Origin of the sequence: Blastococcus sp. CT_GayMR19 (genome assembly GCF_004570385.1) — a bacterium.
GTDB lineage: Bacteria > Actinomycetota > Actinomycetes > Mycobacteriales > Geodermatophilaceae > Blastococcus_B.
Genome location: NZ_SPQL01000005.1, coordinates 120,411 through 135,536, shown reverse-complemented (window position 1 = coordinate 135,536; position 15,126 = coordinate 120,411). Strand labels below are relative to the sequence as shown.

Annotated in this window: 13 protein-coding genes; 6 read left to right on the top strand and 7 right to left on the bottom strand. The window is 73.6% G+C overall.

The window, feature by feature from the left end:
• Window positions 1-346 precede the first annotated feature (346 nt).
• Genes E4P39_RS09325 through E4P39_RS09315 form a run of 3 tightly spaced genes read left to right on the top strand, consistent with a single transcriptional unit; the run spans window position 347 to window position 2,922 of the window.
• Window positions 347-1,450 (top strand): DegT/DnrJ/EryC1/StrS family aminotransferase, encoded by a 1,104-nt coding sequence (locus E4P39_RS09325; RefSeq protein WP_135136168.1) that lies wholly within the window; start codon window positions 347-349, stop codon window positions 1,448-1,450.
• Between the two features lie 4 nt (window positions 1,451-1,454).
• Entirely contained in the window at window positions 1,455-2,495 is a 1,041-nt protein-coding gene (locus tag E4P39_RS09320) for a glycosyltransferase family 2 protein (RefSeq protein WP_135136166.1), read from the top strand.
• Window positions 2,488-2,922, top strand: coding sequence for a GtrA family protein (locus E4P39_RS09315; protein ID WP_135136164.1), 435 nt, complete (start codon window positions 2,488-2,490; stop codon window positions 2,920-2,922). The genes E4P39_RS09320 and E4P39_RS09315 overlap by 8 nt, the downstream gene beginning before the upstream one ends.
• Here the strand turns inward: E4P39_RS09315 and meaB are convergent.
• The 6 genes from meaB to E4P39_RS09285 form a co-directional block, all read right to left on the bottom strand.
• A complete protein-coding gene (gene meaB / locus E4P39_RS09310) occupies window positions 2,912-3,919 on the bottom strand; it encodes a methylmalonyl Co-A mutase-associated GTPase MeaB (protein WP_245159729.1) in 1,008 nt (335 codons plus the stop codon). The two genes, E4P39_RS09315 and meaB, sit on opposite strands and share 11 nt — an antisense overlap.
• A 49-nt stretch (window positions 3,920-3,968) precedes the next feature.
• Entirely contained in the window at window positions 3,969-6,182 is a 2,214-nt protein-coding gene (gene scpA, locus E4P39_RS09305; RefSeq protein ID WP_135136162.1) for a methylmalonyl-CoA mutase, read from the bottom strand.
• A complete protein-coding gene (locus E4P39_RS09300) occupies window positions 6,179-8,113 on the bottom strand; it encodes a methylmalonyl-CoA mutase subunit beta (protein WP_135136160.1) in 1,935 nt (644 codons plus the stop codon). Before E4P39_RS09300 ends, scpA begins: the two co-directional genes overlap by 4 nt.
• Window positions 8,076-9,407: an amidohydrolase gene (locus E4P39_RS09295; RefSeq protein ID WP_135136159.1), complete on the bottom strand. Its 1,332-nt coding sequence runs from the start codon at window positions 9,405-9,407 to the stop codon at window positions 8,076-8,078. Before E4P39_RS09295 ends, E4P39_RS09300 begins: the two co-directional genes overlap by 38 nt.
• Window positions 9,404-10,609, bottom strand: a complete 1,206-nt coding sequence (locus tag E4P39_RS09290) for a glutamate--cysteine ligase (RefSeq protein WP_135136157.1) — start codon at window positions 10,607-10,609, stop codon at window positions 9,404-9,406. The genes E4P39_RS09295 and E4P39_RS09290 overlap by 4 nt, the downstream gene beginning before the upstream one ends.
• A 66-nt stretch (window positions 10,610-10,675) precedes the next feature.
• Window positions 10,676-11,242, bottom strand: a complete 567-nt coding sequence (locus E4P39_RS09285) for a GNAT family protein (protein ID WP_135136155.1) — start codon at window positions 11,240-11,242, stop codon at window positions 10,676-10,678.
• Between the two features lie 67 nt (window positions 11,243-11,309).
• Here E4P39_RS09285 and E4P39_RS09280 point away from each other — a divergent pair, with 67 nt between their 5' ends.
• From E4P39_RS09280 to E4P39_RS09270, 3 genes are read left to right on the top strand one after another with little or no spacing between them, the layout of a single operon-like run.
• Window positions 11,310-12,116, top strand: coding sequence for a purine-nucleoside phosphorylase (locus E4P39_RS09280; protein WP_135136153.1), 807 nt, complete (start codon window positions 11,310-11,312; stop codon window positions 12,114-12,116).
• An 11-nt stretch (window positions 12,117-12,127) separates the two neighbouring features.
• Window positions 12,128-12,976: an NAD(P)-dependent oxidoreductase gene (locus tag E4P39_RS09275; protein WP_245159728.1), complete on the top strand. Its 849-nt coding sequence runs from the start codon at window positions 12,128-12,130 to the stop codon at window positions 12,974-12,976.
• Window positions 12,976-14,604 (top strand): phospho-sugar mutase, encoded by a 1,629-nt coding sequence (locus tag E4P39_RS09270; protein ID WP_135136149.1) that lies wholly within the window; start codon window positions 12,976-12,978, stop codon window positions 14,602-14,604. Before E4P39_RS09275 ends, E4P39_RS09270 begins: the two co-directional genes overlap by 1 nt.
• Window positions 14,605-14,700: 96 nt before the next feature.
• Here the strand turns inward: E4P39_RS09270 and E4P39_RS09265 are convergent, their stop codons facing one another.
• The gene (locus E4P39_RS09265) at window positions 14,701-15,117 is read right to left on the bottom strand and encodes a DUF805 domain-containing protein (protein WP_135136147.1); all 417 of its coding nucleotides are present in this window, start codon (window positions 15,115-15,117) and stop codon (window positions 14,701-14,703) included.
• Window positions 15,118-15,126: the final 9 nt, after the last annotated feature.

Genomic DNA, 15,126 nt, shown 5'->3' with positions numbered 1-15,126 from the left:
TCGGCCTTCCTCGGGAGAGCGATCACAGAAGCTCCGGCGCACCGTCCGGGCGCTCGATCGCGCCGGCGGGGCACGAGACCGCCATCAGTGATGTGCCGTCACGGACGGTACGTGAAATCGGGGACACGATCCGTCACCGCTGAACCGCAGAGGCGGGTGTGACGAGAGAGGCGACTGCGTCGAAGAACTGGTTCGTCACAGTGACCGATCGACTACAGAGTGGTTAGCTGCATTCAGATCCTGAACCGCGTCGGGCGACAACCGCCGCCCCGGGCCGGACCACGACCCCGTGGCCGCCGCTGATGCCTGCTGGACGACCCGCGCTCATGAGAGGCCCCTTCCGGACATGACCGACGTACCCCTCAACGATCTCCGCCGGGGCTTCCTCGAACTGGAAGCACCGCTGCGCGCCGCCGTGGACGAGGTGCTCTCGAGCGGCTGGTACGTGCTCGGCCCGCAGCACGACGCCTTCGAGCGCGAGTTCGCCACCGTGATCGGCGCCGCGCACTGCGTCGGCGTCGCCAACGGGACCGACGCCCTGGAACTGGCCCTGCTCAGCGTCGGCTGCCAGCCGGGCGACGAGGTCGTGACCGCCGCGAACGCGAGCATGTACACCGCGACCGCCGCGCTGAAGGCCGGCCTCGTGCCCCGCTTCGCCGATGTCGACCCCGGTTCGCTGCTGCTGACCGCCGCGACGATCGAGCCGGCGCTCACGCCGCGCACCAAGGCCGTCGTGGTCACCCACCTCTACGGGCGGATGGCCGAGATCGCCCCCATCCGCGACCTGTGCCGCGCGCACGGCGTCGCGCTGGTCGAGGACTGTGCGCAGGCCGCCGGCGCGCGCAACGAGGAGGGCCCGGCCGGGTCGCTCGGTGACGTCGCCGCCTTCAGCTTCTTCCCGACGAAGAACCTCGGCGCCCTGGGCGACGGCGGCGCCGTCGTGACCAACGACGACGAGCGGGCGGCGCTGGTCCGCCGGCTGCGTCAGTACGGCTGGTCCTCGAAGTACACGGTGACCGAACCCCGCGGACGCAACAGCCGCCTCGACGAGCTGCAGGCGGCCGTGCTGCGCGTGAAGCTCCCCCACCTCGACGCGTGGAACGCCCGGCGCCGCGAGATCGTCGCCCGCTACGCGGAGGTGCTCGGCTCCGGGCCGCGCCGCATGGTCCACGGCAACGCCACGGACTCCCCCGCCTACGTCGGCCACCTCGCGGTCATGATCACCGAGGACCGCGAGGGCGACCGGGCCGCGTTCGCCGAGGCCGGCGTGCGCTCCGACGTCCACTACCCCGTGCCCGACCACCGCCAGCCGGTGCTCGCCTCCGCCACCGCCGACGTGCAGCTGCCCGTGACGGAGCGGGCCGCCACGCAGATCCTGACGCTGCCCTGCTTCGCCGAGATGACCGAGACCGAGATCGAGAGGGTGTGCGATGTCCTTCGCAAGCTCTGACCTGATGGCCCGGCACGAGGCCGCCGGGCCCGTGGTCCTCCCTCAGCAGCGGATCGACCCGAAGGTCGCGCGCCCCGCGTCCGCGGAGGTCGCGGTGACCTACACCGTCGTCGTCCCCGTCTACGGCAACGAGGCGACGATCCCGGCCCTGATCTCGCGGCTGGCCACCCTCAGCCACGAGATCGACGGTGGGTTCGAGGCGGTCTTCGTCGTCGACGGCTCCCCCGACGGCTCGCTGCTCCTCCTGCGCCGGCTGCTCCCCGACTCGGGTCTGCAGTCGCAGCTCGTGACGCTGTCGCGCAATTACGGGTCCTTCGCGGCGGTCCGGGCCGGCCTGGCCGTCGCCCAGGGCGAGTACGTCGCGGTCATGGCCGCGGACCTGCAGGAACCGGTCTCCCTCGTGGAGGACATCTTCCGGGAGCTGAGCACGGGCGAGTACGACGTCGCGGTCGGCGTCCGTACCGCACGCCAGGACCCGGCCATGTCCTCCACGGCCTCACGGGCGTTCTGGGCCTTCTACCGGCGGTACGTGCAGAAGGACCTGCCCGCCGGCGGCGTCGACATGTTCGGTTGCACGCGACAGGTGGTCACCGAACTCCTGCAGCTCCAGGAGTCGAACACCAGCCTGATCGGCCTGCTCTACTGGCTCGGGTTCCGGCGGGCCGAGGTGCCCTACGAGCGTCAGGAGCGCGAGGAGGGCAAGAGCGGCTGGACGCTCAAGAAGAAGCTGCGCTACATGAACGACAGCATCTTCTCGTTCACCGACCTCCCCATCACCCTGCTGATCACCGCCGGTCTGTGTGGCGTGGTGGGGTCCCTGTGCGCCGGCGTCGCGGTCTTCGCCGCCTGGGCCAGCGGCAACGTCCAGGTCGCGGGCTACACCCCGCTGATGTTGGTGCTGTTCCTGCTGTGCTCCCTGATCCTGCTCGCACTCGGCATCGTCGGCAGCTACGTGTGGCGGACCTACGAGAACAGCAAGGGCCGTCCCGGCGCGGTGCCGATGCACCACGAGCGCTTCCCCGCGCTCGTCGCCAACCATGGCTGACACCGCGGTGGCCCTCCCGGCCACGGGCGCGCGCCGGGCACCGCTCGGCGCCCGGTACGGGGAGCTGATCCGGTTCCTGCTGGTCGGGGGCAGCAACACCCTGGTGACGCTCGCGCTGTTCGTCGTCCTCCAGCGGTGGCTGTCGCCGGGCGCGGCCTACACGGTGGTGTTCGCGCTCGGGCTGGCGTACACGACCGCCCTGACGGCGACCGTCGTCTTCGGCAGCCGCCTCACGTGGCGTCGCGGTGCCGCGTTCGCCGGCTGGTACCTGCTGGTCTACGCCGTCGGCCTCGCCGTCGTGCAGGGAATGACGGCCCTGTGGGAGCCGTCCTCGCTCACCACGGCCGTGGTCACCGTCGCGGTGACCGCTCCGCTGAACTTCCTCGGCGGCCGGCTGCTGTTCTCGCCCGAGCGCGTCACGAGCTGACGGCGGGCGCCTCGCCGGGAGCCGCGAGGAACGTCTGCAGGATCTGCTGCGCCGCCAGCGCGGGGGTCAGCTCACCGGAGAGCACCGCCTTCTCCAGCTCGGGCACGGCCGCGCGCACGCCCGGGTGCTCGCGCAGCTGGTGCTCGAGCCCGTCGCGCACGAGCTGCCAGGTCCAGCGCACCTGCTGGGTGCGGCGCCGCTCCTCGAACGCCCCCGAGGCCGTCATCCGGTCCTGGTGCTCGACCAGTTTGGCCCAGACGACGTCCAGCCCCTCGCCGGTGAGGCCCGCACAGGTCAGCACCGGCACGTCCCAGCCGCCCTCGACGTGCCCGCGCAGCATCCGGATCGCGCCGGCCAGCTCGCGCGCCGCCTTGCGGGCGTCCACCGCCCCTGGCCCGTCGGCCTTGTTGACGGCGATGACGTCGGCGATCTCGAGGATCCCGCGCTTGATGCCCTGCAGCTGGTCGCCGGTGCGGGCGAGGGTGAGGAAGAGGAACGAGTCGACCATCTCGGCGACGGCGATCTCGGACTGCCCGACGCCGACGGTCTCCACCAGGACGACGTCGTAGCCGGCCGCCTCGACGACGACCATCGACTCCCGCGTGGCCTGCGCGACCCCGCCGAGCGTGCCCGAGGTCGGCGAGGGCCGGATGAACGCGTCCGGGTCGACGGCGAGCCGCGACATGCGCGTCTTGTCACCGAGGATCGAGCCGCCCGACCGGGCCGACGACGGGTCGACCGCCAGCACCGCCACCTTCGAGCCGGCCGCGGTCAGCGCCACCCCGAGTGCGTCGATGAAGGTCGACTTGCCGACGCCGGGCACCCCGCTGATGCCGACCCGCCGCGCACCCCCGGCGTGCGGCAGGAGCTCGACGAGCAGCTGCTGGGCCAGCGCGCGGTGGTCGGCGCGGCGCGACTCCACCAGCGTGATGGCGCGCGCCATCACCCGCCGGTCCCCCGCCAGCACGCCTTCCGCGAGCGCCGGGACGTCGATCACCCGTCTCAGCGCGCACCCCGAAGGGCCAGAAGCACGCTGATGGCCCTGATCACGGGTGGCCGAGGCGGGAGGACAGCGTGCGCAGCAGTTCCTGCGCCGCCTCGGCGATGACCGTGCCGGGCGGGAACACCGCGGCCGCACCCATCTCCTTGAGCGTCGGGACGTCGTCGGGCGGGATGACGCCCCCCACCACGATCAGCACGTCGTCGGCACCGAGCTCGGCCAGCGCCGTCTTCAGCGCCGGGACCAGGGTGAGGTGCCCGGCGGCGAGCGAGGAGACGCCGACCACGTGCACGTCGGCCTCCACCGCCTGGCGGGCGACCTCGTCCGGCGTCTGGAACAGCGGGCCGACGTCGACGTCGAAGCCGAGGTCGGCGAACGCGGTCGCGATCACCTTCTGGCCGCGGTCGTGGCCGTCCTGGCCCATCTTCGCGACCAGGATCCGCGGGCGGCGGCCCTCGGACTCCTCGAACGCCTCGGCCATGCGGCGGGTCTCGTCCAAGGGCCCGGATGCTCCTGCCTCCTCGCGGTACACACCGGAGATGGTGCGCACCTGGCCGGCGTGCCGCCCGTAGACCGCCTCCAGCGCGTCGGAGATCTCGCCGACGGTCGCCTTGGCCCGGGCCGCGTCGACCGCGAGCTTGAGCAGGTTCGAGTCCAGGTCGCTCCCCCGCCGTCCCTCGGCGGCCGCGCGGGCCGCGTCGGTGAGCCGGCCCAGCGCGTCCTGCACGGCGCCGGCGTCGCGGGAGGCGCGCAGCTCCGCCAGCTTGGCCTTCTGCTGGGCGAGGACGTCGGCGTTGTCCACGCGCAGCACCTCGATGGCCTCGTCGGCCTCGACCCGGTACTTGTTGACGCCGATCACCGGCTGGCGGCCGGAGTCGATGCGCGCCTGGGTGCGCGCGGCGGCCTCCTCGATCCGCAGCTTCGGGATGCCGTCGCTGATGGCCTGCGCCATGCCGCCGTGCTCGGCGACCTCCTCGATGTGCGCCCAGGAGCGGCGGGCCAGGTCGTAGGTCAGCCGCTCGACGTAGGCCGAGCCACCCCACGGGTCGATCACGCGCGTCGTCCCCGACTCCTGCTGGAGCAGCAGCTGGGTGTTGCGGGCGATCCGCGCGGAGAAGTCGGTGGGCAGGGCCAGCGCCTCGTCCAGCGCGTTGGTGTGCAGCGACTGGGTGTGCCCCTGGGTGGCGGCCATCGCCTCCAGGCAGGTGCGGACGACGTTGTTGTAGACGTCCTGCGCGGTCAGCGACCAGCCCGAGGTCTGCGAGTGGGTGCGCAGCGACAGCGACTTGGGGTTCTTCGCCCCCGCCACGTGCACCAGCTTCGCCCACAGCAGGCGTCCGGCCCGGAGCTTGGCGACCTCCATGAAGAAGTTCATGCCGATGCCCCAGAAGAACGACAGCCGGGGCGCGAACGCGTCGACGTCCATCCCGGCGGCGACGCCCGCCTGCAGGTACTCGACGCCGTCGGCGAGGGTGTAGGCCAGCTCCAGGTCGGCCGTCGCCCCGGCCTCCTGGATGTGGTAGCCGGAGATCGAGATCGAGTTGAACCGCGGCATCTGCTGCGAGGTGAACGCGAAGATGTCGCTGATGATCTGCATCGAGGGCTTGGGCGGATAGATGTAGGTGTTCCGCACCATGAACTCTTTGAGGATGTCGTTCTGGATCGTCCCCGTGAGCCTGTCGGGCGACACGCCCTGTTCCTCCGCGGCGACGACGTAGAGCGCGAGCACCGGCAGGACGGCGCCGTTCATGGTCATCGACACGCTCATCCGGTCCAGCGGGATGCCGTCGAACAGCTGCCGCATGTCCAGGATCGAGTCGATGGCCACACCCGCCATGCCGACGTCGCCGGGCACCCGCGGGTGGTCGGAGTCGTAGCCGCGGTGGGTCGGCAGGTCGAAGGCCACCGACAGGCCCTTCTGACCGGCGGCCAGGTTGCGCCGGTAGAACGCGTTGGACTCCGTCGCGGTGGAGAACCCGGCGTACTGCCGGACCGTCCACGGCTGGGTCGTGTACATCGTCGGGTAGGGCCCGCGCAGGAACGGCGGCAGGCCGGGCAGCGTGTCCAGGAAGTCCAGCCCGTCGAGGTCGGCCGGGGTGAACAGCGGCGGGACGGCGATGCCCTCGGGCGTCTCCCAGGTCGACTCCTCGACGCCGCGGCCGGTGCCCTCCTTGAACGCCTTGGCCCAGGCATCGTGGTCAGCCCCGCCCGCGGCGGGGCGGCCCAGCTGGACGGAACCGAAGTCGGGGATGGCGCTCATGCCTGGCCTCCTTCAGGGCCGAAATGGCCATTCTGGCCGAGCAGTTCATCGTGCACCCTCCGGAGCGTCGCGAGGGCGTCGCACCCCGCGAACACGTACCCGTCGACGCCGTCGATCCCCAGATCGGGCTTGCCCGCCAGCCAGACCTGGTTCGCACCCGCGGCCTCGAGCTCGGCGGCCAGCCCGGCAGCGGACGAGGTGTAGTCCTTGTCGGTGCCGCAGATGCAGGCGACCGTCGTCGCCGCCTCGGCGAAGCCCGCGGCACCGTCCCCGGACGGCGTCCCGAGGCCGCCCGCCTGGAACAGGTTGCCGGCGAACGACGCCCGTGCCGTGTGCCGCGCGATCGGTCCGATGGTCGCGAGATAGACCGTCGGCCGCTGCCCGGCGGCGTCCGCGGCGTCGCGCAGCTCCTCGAACTCCTGCGCGGCCCGGACGCGCGGCAGGCCACCCGTCGGCAGCACCTCGGCGGCGGGCTCGCGCGAGGGCAGCTTCTCGGCCAGGTTCGGGAACTCGCTGACGCCGGTGACCGGGTCCTTCCGGGTGGCGAGCCGCTTCGCGCGGGCGTCCCACGCGGCACCGATCCGGTCCCGCACCAGGCCCGAGTCGAGGGCCGCCGGGAGCCCGCCGGCCCGCTCGATCTCGGTGAACAGGTCCCAGGCGGCCCCGGCGAGGGAGTCGGTCAGCGACTCGACGTACCAGGACCCCCCGGCCGGATCCAGCACCCGCGCCAGGTGCCCCTCCTCGACCAGCAGGCTCTGGGTGTTCCGGGCGATGCGGCGGGAGAACGCGTCGGGCAGGCCGAGCGCGGCGTCGAACGGCTGGACGGTGACGACGTCGGCGCCGCCCACGCCTGCGGCGAAGCCCGCGACCGTCGTGCGCAGCAGGTTGACCCAGGGATCGCGCTTCGTCGTCATCACCGAGGAGGTGACGGCGTGCTGCCGCTGGGCGCGGGCCTCGGGCGAGGCGCCGCTCTCCTCGCCGACCCGGTCCCACAGCCGGCGGGCGGCGCGCAGCCCGGCGATCGTCGTGAACTGGTCGGCGCTCGCGGCGTAGCGGAACTCCAGCTGGCCGAACGCCTCGTCGACGCTCAGCCCTGGGCGGGCGGGCGACGATTCGGTCAGCGCCCGCAGGTAGGCGACCCCGGCGGCGATGGAGCAGCCGAGCTCCTCCACGGCCGAGGCGCCCGCGTCGTGGAAGACGGTCGCGTCGACGACGACGGTGCGCAGGCCGGCATGAGCGGCCGCCCGCCGGGCGACGTCCGCCAGTCCGGAGAGGTCCTGCGCCTGCCCACCGGCGGCGTGCACGCCGAGCGGGTCGAGGCCCAGCGAGCTCCCCGGCGCCAGGTCGGTGCGCCCCTCCACCAGGGACAGGAACGCCTCGGCGGCCGGCGCCCCGCCCTGCACGGTCACCGGCGCCAGGTCGAGCAGGACGCCGTCCAGCACCTCGCCCAGCGAGCCGACCGGGATCGCGCCCTCGCCGAGCACGAGCCACAGCGAGGTGACGCCGTTCTCCAGGTCGGCGGCGATCGCCTCCTTCGTGACGGCGACGTCCGGGTGCGCGTGCCGCTGCCGGATGTCCCAGCCGGCGGGCGCCCCGCTCTCCGGAGCCACGCCGGCCCGGGCCCCACGGACGAACGGAGCGACGCCCGGGACGCCCACGGCGCTCGGCAGGTCACCGGCGTCCTCGGCCGTGTAGAGCGGCGCGACCCTGACCCCGGTGGCCACCGTGCGGCTCAGCGCGTCCTCGACCGGATCGGGCAGGTCCTCCCGCCCGGCCTTGCGCAGCACGCCGGCCACGAGCTCGCGCCACTGCTCCCGCGTGACGGGATCGAACTCCCCGGCGAGGGCCAGGGTCTCCGGCACCTCGTGCTCGGCCGGGATCTGCGCGTCGGTGTCAGCCGGCGTGGCGGTCTGCTGGTCGGTGGAACGCATCGTCGGGTTCCCTTTCGACGGCTCGTCGTGCAGAAGTGTCCCCGGGTGCGGGGCGCCGTGTGCGCGGGGGTGCGGGAGGGCCGGCGGGATCGCTCAGGGCGTCGGCCTCCAGGGCGTGCAGGGCGGTGCGCGCGAGCAGGCGGATGCCGACCCCGATCGCCCGTTCGTCCACGTCGAAGGTGCCCCGGTGCAGGTCCAGCGGCGGCCCACCGGGATGGGTGCCCAGCCGGGCGAGCGCGATGGGCATGACGTCGGCGAACCAGCCGAAGTCCTCGCCCCCCATGCTCTGCGGCGACACCACCACGTGGTCGTGGCCCACCGTCTCCAGCGCGGCGGCGCGCATCAGGGCGACCGCCCGCGGGTCGTTGACCACGGGCGGCAGGCCGCGGACGTAGTCGACGTCGACGTCGGCCCCGGTCGTCGCCGCGACCCGCTCGACGAGCGAGCGCATGAGGTTCTCGGCGTCCTTCCACAGCTCGCGGTCGAGCACCCGGACGGTGCCCCGCAGCGAGCCGCGCTGCGGGATGGCGTTGGCCGCGATGCCCGCGTTGACCGCCCCCCAGACCAGGGACATGCCCGACCGGGGATCGACCTGCCGGGAGAGCAGACCGGGCAGGTCGGTGATCAGCCGCCCGAGGGCGTCGACCAGGTCGACGGTGAGCTGCGGGCGCGCGGTGTGCCCGCCGGGGCCGGTCAGCGTGATGTCGATCCGGTCGCAGGCAGCCGTGATGGCCCCCGTGCGCAGCCCCACGGTGCCCGCGGGCACGGACGGGTCGCAGTGCAGGGCGAACGCCCGCGAGGCGCCGTCGAGCACGCCGGAGGCGACGACCTCGGTGGCTCCGCCCGGGATGGTCTCCTCCGCGGGCTGGAAGATCACCCGCACGGTGCCGGGCAGCCCGTCGAGCGTCGCCAGCGCCATGGCGACGCCCAGGGCGACGGTCGTGTGCACGTCGTGGCCGCAGGCGTGGCAGAGGCCCTCCTTGGTGGACGCGTAGGGCACGTCCTTCTGGTCGGGCAGCGGGAGGGCGTCGATGTCGGCGCGGAGGACGACCATCGGTCCCCCACCCGCCGCATCCGATCCCACATCGCAGACCAGCCCGGTGCCCGTCGGCAGCCGCCGCGGCTTGAGCCCGACCTCGCGGAGCCGCTGCTCGAGGTAGGACGTCGTCTCGAACTCGGCGAAGGCCAGCTCCGGATGGGCGTGCAGGTGCCGCCGGGTGGACACGAGCTGGGCGTTGTTCTTCTCGACCCACTCGTCGACCGCGGCACCCAGCTTCTCGACGACGGGGTTCATGCCGCGTGTCCTCCCCCGCAGTCGGCCGGGCCGGGGACGGGCCCGGTCGGACCGCCGGCCGGGGCGGTGGCGGGCAGGCCGTCCCGCATCTCGCCGAGGAGGCTGTCGACGACCGCGCGCAGGTCCCCGCCGGTGGCGGCGGCCACCGCGCGCTGCCGCTGGTAGGAGGCCCCGACGGCCATGACGCGTTCGACGTCGGCGAGCTCCGCCTCGCAGCCCAGCCGCTTCGCCGTCGGCGTGAGGTCCTCGACGAGGTCGAGGAGCGCCTGGCGGACCGGCCGGACCGTGCCCTTCTCGTCGATGACCACGTCGGCGTCGAGGCCGTAGCGGGCCGCCCGCCACTTGTTCTCGCGCAGGATCCAGCTCGCGGGCGTCGGCAGGGTGTAGCCGCGGTCGAGCTGGGTGTCGAACTGCTCGACCAGGCACTGCGTCAGGGCGGCGACCGCACCGATCTCGTCGAGGGTCGGCAGGCCGTCGCAGATCCGCAGCTCCACGGTGCCGAAGCCCGGGTGCGGCCGGACGTCCCACCACACCTCGCGCACGCTCTGGATCGAGTTCGTGGAGATCAGCGTCTCCATGTAGGTCTCGAACTCGTCCCAGCCCGACAGCTGGTAGGGCAGCCCCGCCGTCGGCATGGACTCGAAGACCTTGGTGCGCGAGGACGCCAGCCCGGTGTCGCAGCCGACCCAGAACGGGGAGGACGACGAGAGCGCCAGGAAGTGCGGCAGGTACTGGCAGAGCGCGTTGACGACGGGGATCGCCTTCTCCGGCGACCGGACGCCGACGTGCACGTGGACGCCGAAGATCTGCAGCCGCCGGGCGAGCCACTGCATCCGCTCGACGAGCTGGAGGTAGCGCTCCTTCGGCGAGATGAGCTGGGTCTGCCAGTCGGTGAACGGGTGGGTGCCCGCGCACATGAGGCCCAGGCCCCGACGGTCGGCGGCGGCCGCGACCTCGGCGAGGGTCCCCGCCAGGTCGGTCTTGGCCTCCTCGACGGTCGTGCAGATGCCGGTGATGATCTCGATCGTCGACTGGAGCAGCTCGTGCTTCGCCTTGGGGTGCTCCTCGGCGCCGTCGGGCCGGATCTCCTCGAGGATCTCCACAGCGCCCGCGGACAGCTCGCGGGTCTCCCGGTCGATGAGCTGCAGCTCCCACTCCACGCCGAGGCTGGCGCGCTCCGAGGACTCGAACGGGATCTGCACGTCGGAAGTCTAGGTTCGATCAGGGGGTGCCACCCCCCGGCCGGGCAGGATCACTCCTGCCGGTGATCAGGGCGCCGGACGCGGGTCCGTCGCCAGGAGGGCATACAGGACGACGTCGCTCGGCCGCCCGCGGTGCAGGAACCGCTGCCGGACGGTCCCCTCGGCGCGGAAACCGGCGCGCTCCGCCACCCCGCGCGAGCCCGCGTTGCCCGGGTCGACGAGCAGCTCGACCCGGCGCAGTCCGCACGGATCGAAGGCCCACCGGCTCAGCAACCGGAGCGCTTCCGCGGTGAACCCCCGGCCCCTGGACCCGGGCGCCGTCCAGTAGCCGGCCTCGGCGAAGCCGTCGCGCGGGGGGAACAGGCCGATGCTGCCGGCCAGTGGCCCGCCGTCGCGCGGCTCGACGGCGAACAGCGCGCCGCCCGCGGCCCACGTGTCCGGCGCCGCGACGCGCACGAAGCCCTCCGCATACTCCCGCGCGTAGGGAACCGGCACCTGCGTCCAGCGCTGGATGTCGGGGTCCTGGCAGGCGGCGTGCACGGCGTCGACGTCGTCGGGCCGCCACGGCCGCAGCCGGACGTGCCGACCCGTCAGCGTGGGCTGCGGCCCCCGGTCGCTCGCCGTGCCAGGCATCGGCCCATCCTCCGTGCGCGGGCCCAGCGCCGCACACCGTCTTCCGGTGCTGCGTTAGCGTCCCCGCGTGAACCAGGCCTCCCGAACCGACCCCGCCACCCTGGCCGCCCAGGCCGCCGAGGCCCTCTCCTCGGCGCTCGGCGGATCCCACGACGTGGCGGTGGTGATGGGCTCCGGCTGGGCCCCGGCCGCGGACGCCTTCGGCCCGGCCGAGGGCCGCGTCGCCATCGGCGAACTGCCCGGGTTCGCGGCCCCGACGGCCGTCGGGCACGGCGGCGAGGTCCGCTCGGTACGGGTGGGCGACCGGAAGGTGCTGCTGTTCCTGGGCCGCACGCACTTCTACGAGGGCCGCGGTGTCGAACCGGTCGTGCACGGCGTGCGGACGGCGGCCGCGGCGGGCGTGCAGACGGTCGTCCTCACCAACGCCGCGGGCGGGCTCGCGCCGGACCACCACGTCGGGCAGGCCGTGGTCATCAGCGACCACCTGAACCTGACCGCCACCTCGCCGCTCGTCGGGGCGAACTTCGTCGACCTGACCGACCTGTACTCCGCGCGGCTGCGGTCGCTCGCCCGGGAACTCGACCCGACGCTGACCGAGGGGGTCTACGCGGCGCTGCCGGGCCCGCACTACGAGACCCCCGCCGAGATCCGGATGCTGCGGACCATGGGCGCCGACCTGGTCGGCATGTCCACCGCCCTGGAGGCGATCGCCGCCCGCGCCGCCGGCCTGGAGGTCTTCGGGCTCTCGATGGTCACCAATGCGGCGGCCGGCATCACCGGCGAGAAGCTGGACCACCAGGAGGTGCTGGCCGCGGGCAAGGCGGCCGCGGGCCGGCTGGGGCAGTTCCTCGTGCAGCTCATCGGGCGGGTCTGATGAGTGGGCCGGTGCTGATCACCGGAGCCGCCGGGCGGATCGGCACCTGGCTGCGCGGCGGCCTGCCGGAGCGCGGCTGGGCGGTGCGCTGCCTCGACGTCGTCCCGGTGACCGACGTCCGCCCCGGCGAGGAGCACCTCGTCGCCGACATCACCGACCTGGCCGCCATGCTCGACGCCGCGCAGGGCGCGGCCGCCGTCGTGCACATGGCCGGCATCTCCGGTGAGTCGACGTGGCCGGCCATCAGCCACGCGAACATCGAGGGCACCTACTGCGTGCTGGAGGCGGCCCGGCGCGCCGGCGTCCCCCGGGTGGTCCTCGCCAGCAGCAACCACGCGACCGGGTACACCCCGCGGCCCGGTTCCGGCCTGCTGACCGAGGCGGACGCGCCGCCGCGGCCGGACACCTACTACGGCGTCGCGAAGGTGACGATGGAGGCGCTCGGCTCGCTGTACGCCGACCGGTACGGCCTGGACGTCGTCTGCCTGCGCATCGGCAGCGCGTTCGCGGAGCCGACGTCCACCCGGCACCTGTCGACCTGGCTCTCCCCCGCCGACACGGTCTCCCTGGTCGACGCCGCGCTGAAGGCGCCGTCCCCCGGCTTCTCCGTCGTCTGGGGCGTCTCGGACAACACCCGCCGCTGGTGGGACCTCACGGTCGCCCGCGCGCTCGGGTACGAGCCGGCCGACGACGCCGAGGTCTACGCGGAGGCGCTGATCGAGGCCCAGGGCGAGCCCGATCTCGCCGATCCCGTGCACGCGCGGGTCGGCGGCGAGTACACGCTGGCCGAGTTCGACGCCGAGAACTTCGACCCGCCCGCACCGCGGGCCGACATCGCGCCGGGCAGCGGGGTCCGGTGATGACCGCCGACCTGCTGCTCACCACCGCCCGCGAGTGGGCCGACGCCGACCCGCACGACGGCGACCGCGCCGAGATCGAGGCCCTGATCGAGGCGGAGGACGTCGAGGAACTGGCCCGACGCTTCGCCGGCCCGCTGACCTTCGGGACGGCGGGGCTGCGGGGTCCGCTGCGGGCCGGGCCGGCGGGGATGAACGCCGCCGTCGTGACCCGGGCCGCGGCAGGGCTCGCGCGCCACCTCTCCGACACCGGCCACGCCGGCGGTGGCGTGGTCATCGGCTTCGACGCGCGGCGACGGTCCGACGAGTTCGCCCGGATCAGCGCGGAGGTGCTGGCCGGCGCCGGGTTCGCCGTCCAGGTGCTGCCGAAGGCGCTGCCGACGCCGGTGCTGTCCTTCGCCGTGCGGCACCTGGGCTGTGTCGCCGGCGTGATGGTGACCGCCAGCCACAACCCGCCGGACGACAACGGTTACAAGGTCTACCTCGGCGACGGCGCGCAGCTCGTGCCGCCGGCCGACCGGGAGATCGAGGCCGCGATCTCTGCGGTGGGCCCGGCGCGGGAGGTGCGGCTGAGCGACGAGTGGCAGACCCTCGGGCACGAGGTCGAGGCCGACTACGTGTCCGCGGTGGTGGCCGCCCTCGATCCGTCGTCCGTGGCCGACCGGTCCGCGCTGACGGTCGCCTACACGGCGATGCACGGGGTGGGTGCGGAGACGACGCGGGCGGTCTTCGCGGCCGCCGGGCTCGCCGCGCCGGTCAGCGTGCCCGAGCAGGACGAGCCCGACCCGGCGTTCCCGACCGTCACGTTCCCCAACCCGGAGGAACCCGGCGCGGTCGACCTGCTGATGGCGCTGGCCGACCGGGTGCTTGCCGACGTGGCGATCGCCGAGGACCCGGACGCGGACCGCTGTTCCGTCGTCTGCGGCGGCCGCCAGCTGACCGGTGACGAGGTCGGCGCGCTGCTCGCCGACTGGCTGCTGCGCCGGGGTGTGCGGGGCACGTACGCGTCGTCGCTGGTCAGCGGCTCGCTGATGCACGTGGTCGCCGGCGCTCACGGGGTGCCGTCGGAGGAGACCCCGACCGGCTTCAAGTGGATCATGCGGGCGGGGTCGGTGGGGGCGCCGCTCGTGTACGGCTACGAGGAGGCGCTGGGATACTCGGTGGCGCCGTCGGTGGTCCGGGACAAGGACGGGATCTCCGCTGCGCTCGCGGTCGCGCTGCTCGCCGCGGAGCTGAAGGCGTCCGGCCGGACGCTGCTGGACCGGCTGGACGAGCTGGCCCGGGAACACGGGCTGTTCGTGACCGGGCAGCTGTCGGTGCGGGTCGAGGACCTCACGCTCATCTCCCGGGCGATGGAGCGGGTGCGTGCTGCGCCGCCGTCCTCGCTGCTCGGCCGCGAGGTGGCGTTCGCCGACCTTGCGTTGGAGGACCCGCCGGTGGACGCCGTCCGGCTGCTCGGCGACGGCGTGCGCGTGATCGTGCGGCCCAGCGGCACCGAGCCGAAGCTCAAGGCGTACCTGGAGACGGTGGTGCCGGTGCACGACGACGCCGGGCTGATCGCGGCGCGCGGCCGCGGCGAGGACGAGCTCGACCAGCTCCGCGCGGAGATGTCCACGGCGCTCGGCCTGTAGCTCCGGGGGCGCTTTGCCGGTGGTGTTCCGGCATTGCGGCTGCTGCAGCACGCGCAATGCCGGGACAGCACCCGCACTGCGGTCGACCGACGAGGGTCAGAGCCGATACGGCAGGGAGCCGGCCGCGCCCGGCAGCGGCGGCGGCCCGTACTTGTTCGGACCGGCCAGGCCGCGCAGGAACCCGTTCAGCACGAACACCACGATCCAGCCGAAGAGGGGCAGCGGGAGCCAGAGCAGCCACCACGCGGAGAGACCCCGGTCGTGCAGTCGTGCCACGCTCGAGCTGATCCCGGGAACCAGCGTGAACAGGGCGATCACCGTGCTGAGCGGGCCGCCCGTCCAGGTGTAGAACGACTCGGGATCCGTCGCGCCCGTCGACAGCCCCGGGTAGCCGAAAGCGGTGTCCGCGGCCGCCGCCAGCACGCTCAAGGTCAGGATCGGCAGCGTGTACTGGGTCCACCAGGTCCGGCGGGGAATCCGACCGCGCCGCACGTACCACTCTCTGAACGTCATCGTCTCCCG

Coding starts and splice junctions, on each gene's coding strand:
- E4P39_RS09315 (WP_135136164.1), top strand. CDS start 2,488: ATGGCTGACACCGCGGTGGCCCTCCCGGCCACGGGCGCGCGCCGGGCA.
- E4P39_RS09320 (WP_135136166.1), top strand. CDS start 1,455: ATGGCCCGGCACGAGGCCGCCGGGCCCGTGGTCCTCCCTCAGCAGCGG.
- E4P39_RS09265 (WP_135136147.1), bottom strand. CDS start 15,117: ATGACGTTCAGAGAGTGGTACGTGCGGCGCGGTCGGATTCCCCGCCGG.
- E4P39_RS09285 (WP_135136155.1), bottom strand. CDS start 11,242: ATGCCTGGCACGGCGAGCGACCGGGGGCCGCAGCCCACGCTGACGGGT.
- E4P39_RS09300 (WP_135136160.1), bottom strand. CDS start 8,113: ATGCGTTCCACCGACCAGCAGACCGCCACGCCGGCTGACACCGACGCG.
- E4P39_RS09295 (WP_135136159.1), bottom strand. CDS start 9,407: ATGAACCCCGTCGTCGAGAAGCTGGGTGCCGCGGTCGACGAGTGGGTC.
- scpA (WP_135136162.1), bottom strand. CDS start 6,182: ATGAGCGCCATCCCCGACTTCGGTTCCGTCCAGCTGGGCCGCCCCGCC.
- E4P39_RS09270 (WP_135136149.1), top strand. CDS start 12,976: ATGACCGCCGACCTGCTGCTCACCACCGCCCGCGAGTGGGCCGACGCC.
- E4P39_RS09325 (WP_135136168.1), top strand. CDS start 347: ATGACCGACGTACCCCTCAACGATCTCCGCCGGGGCTTCCTCGAACTG.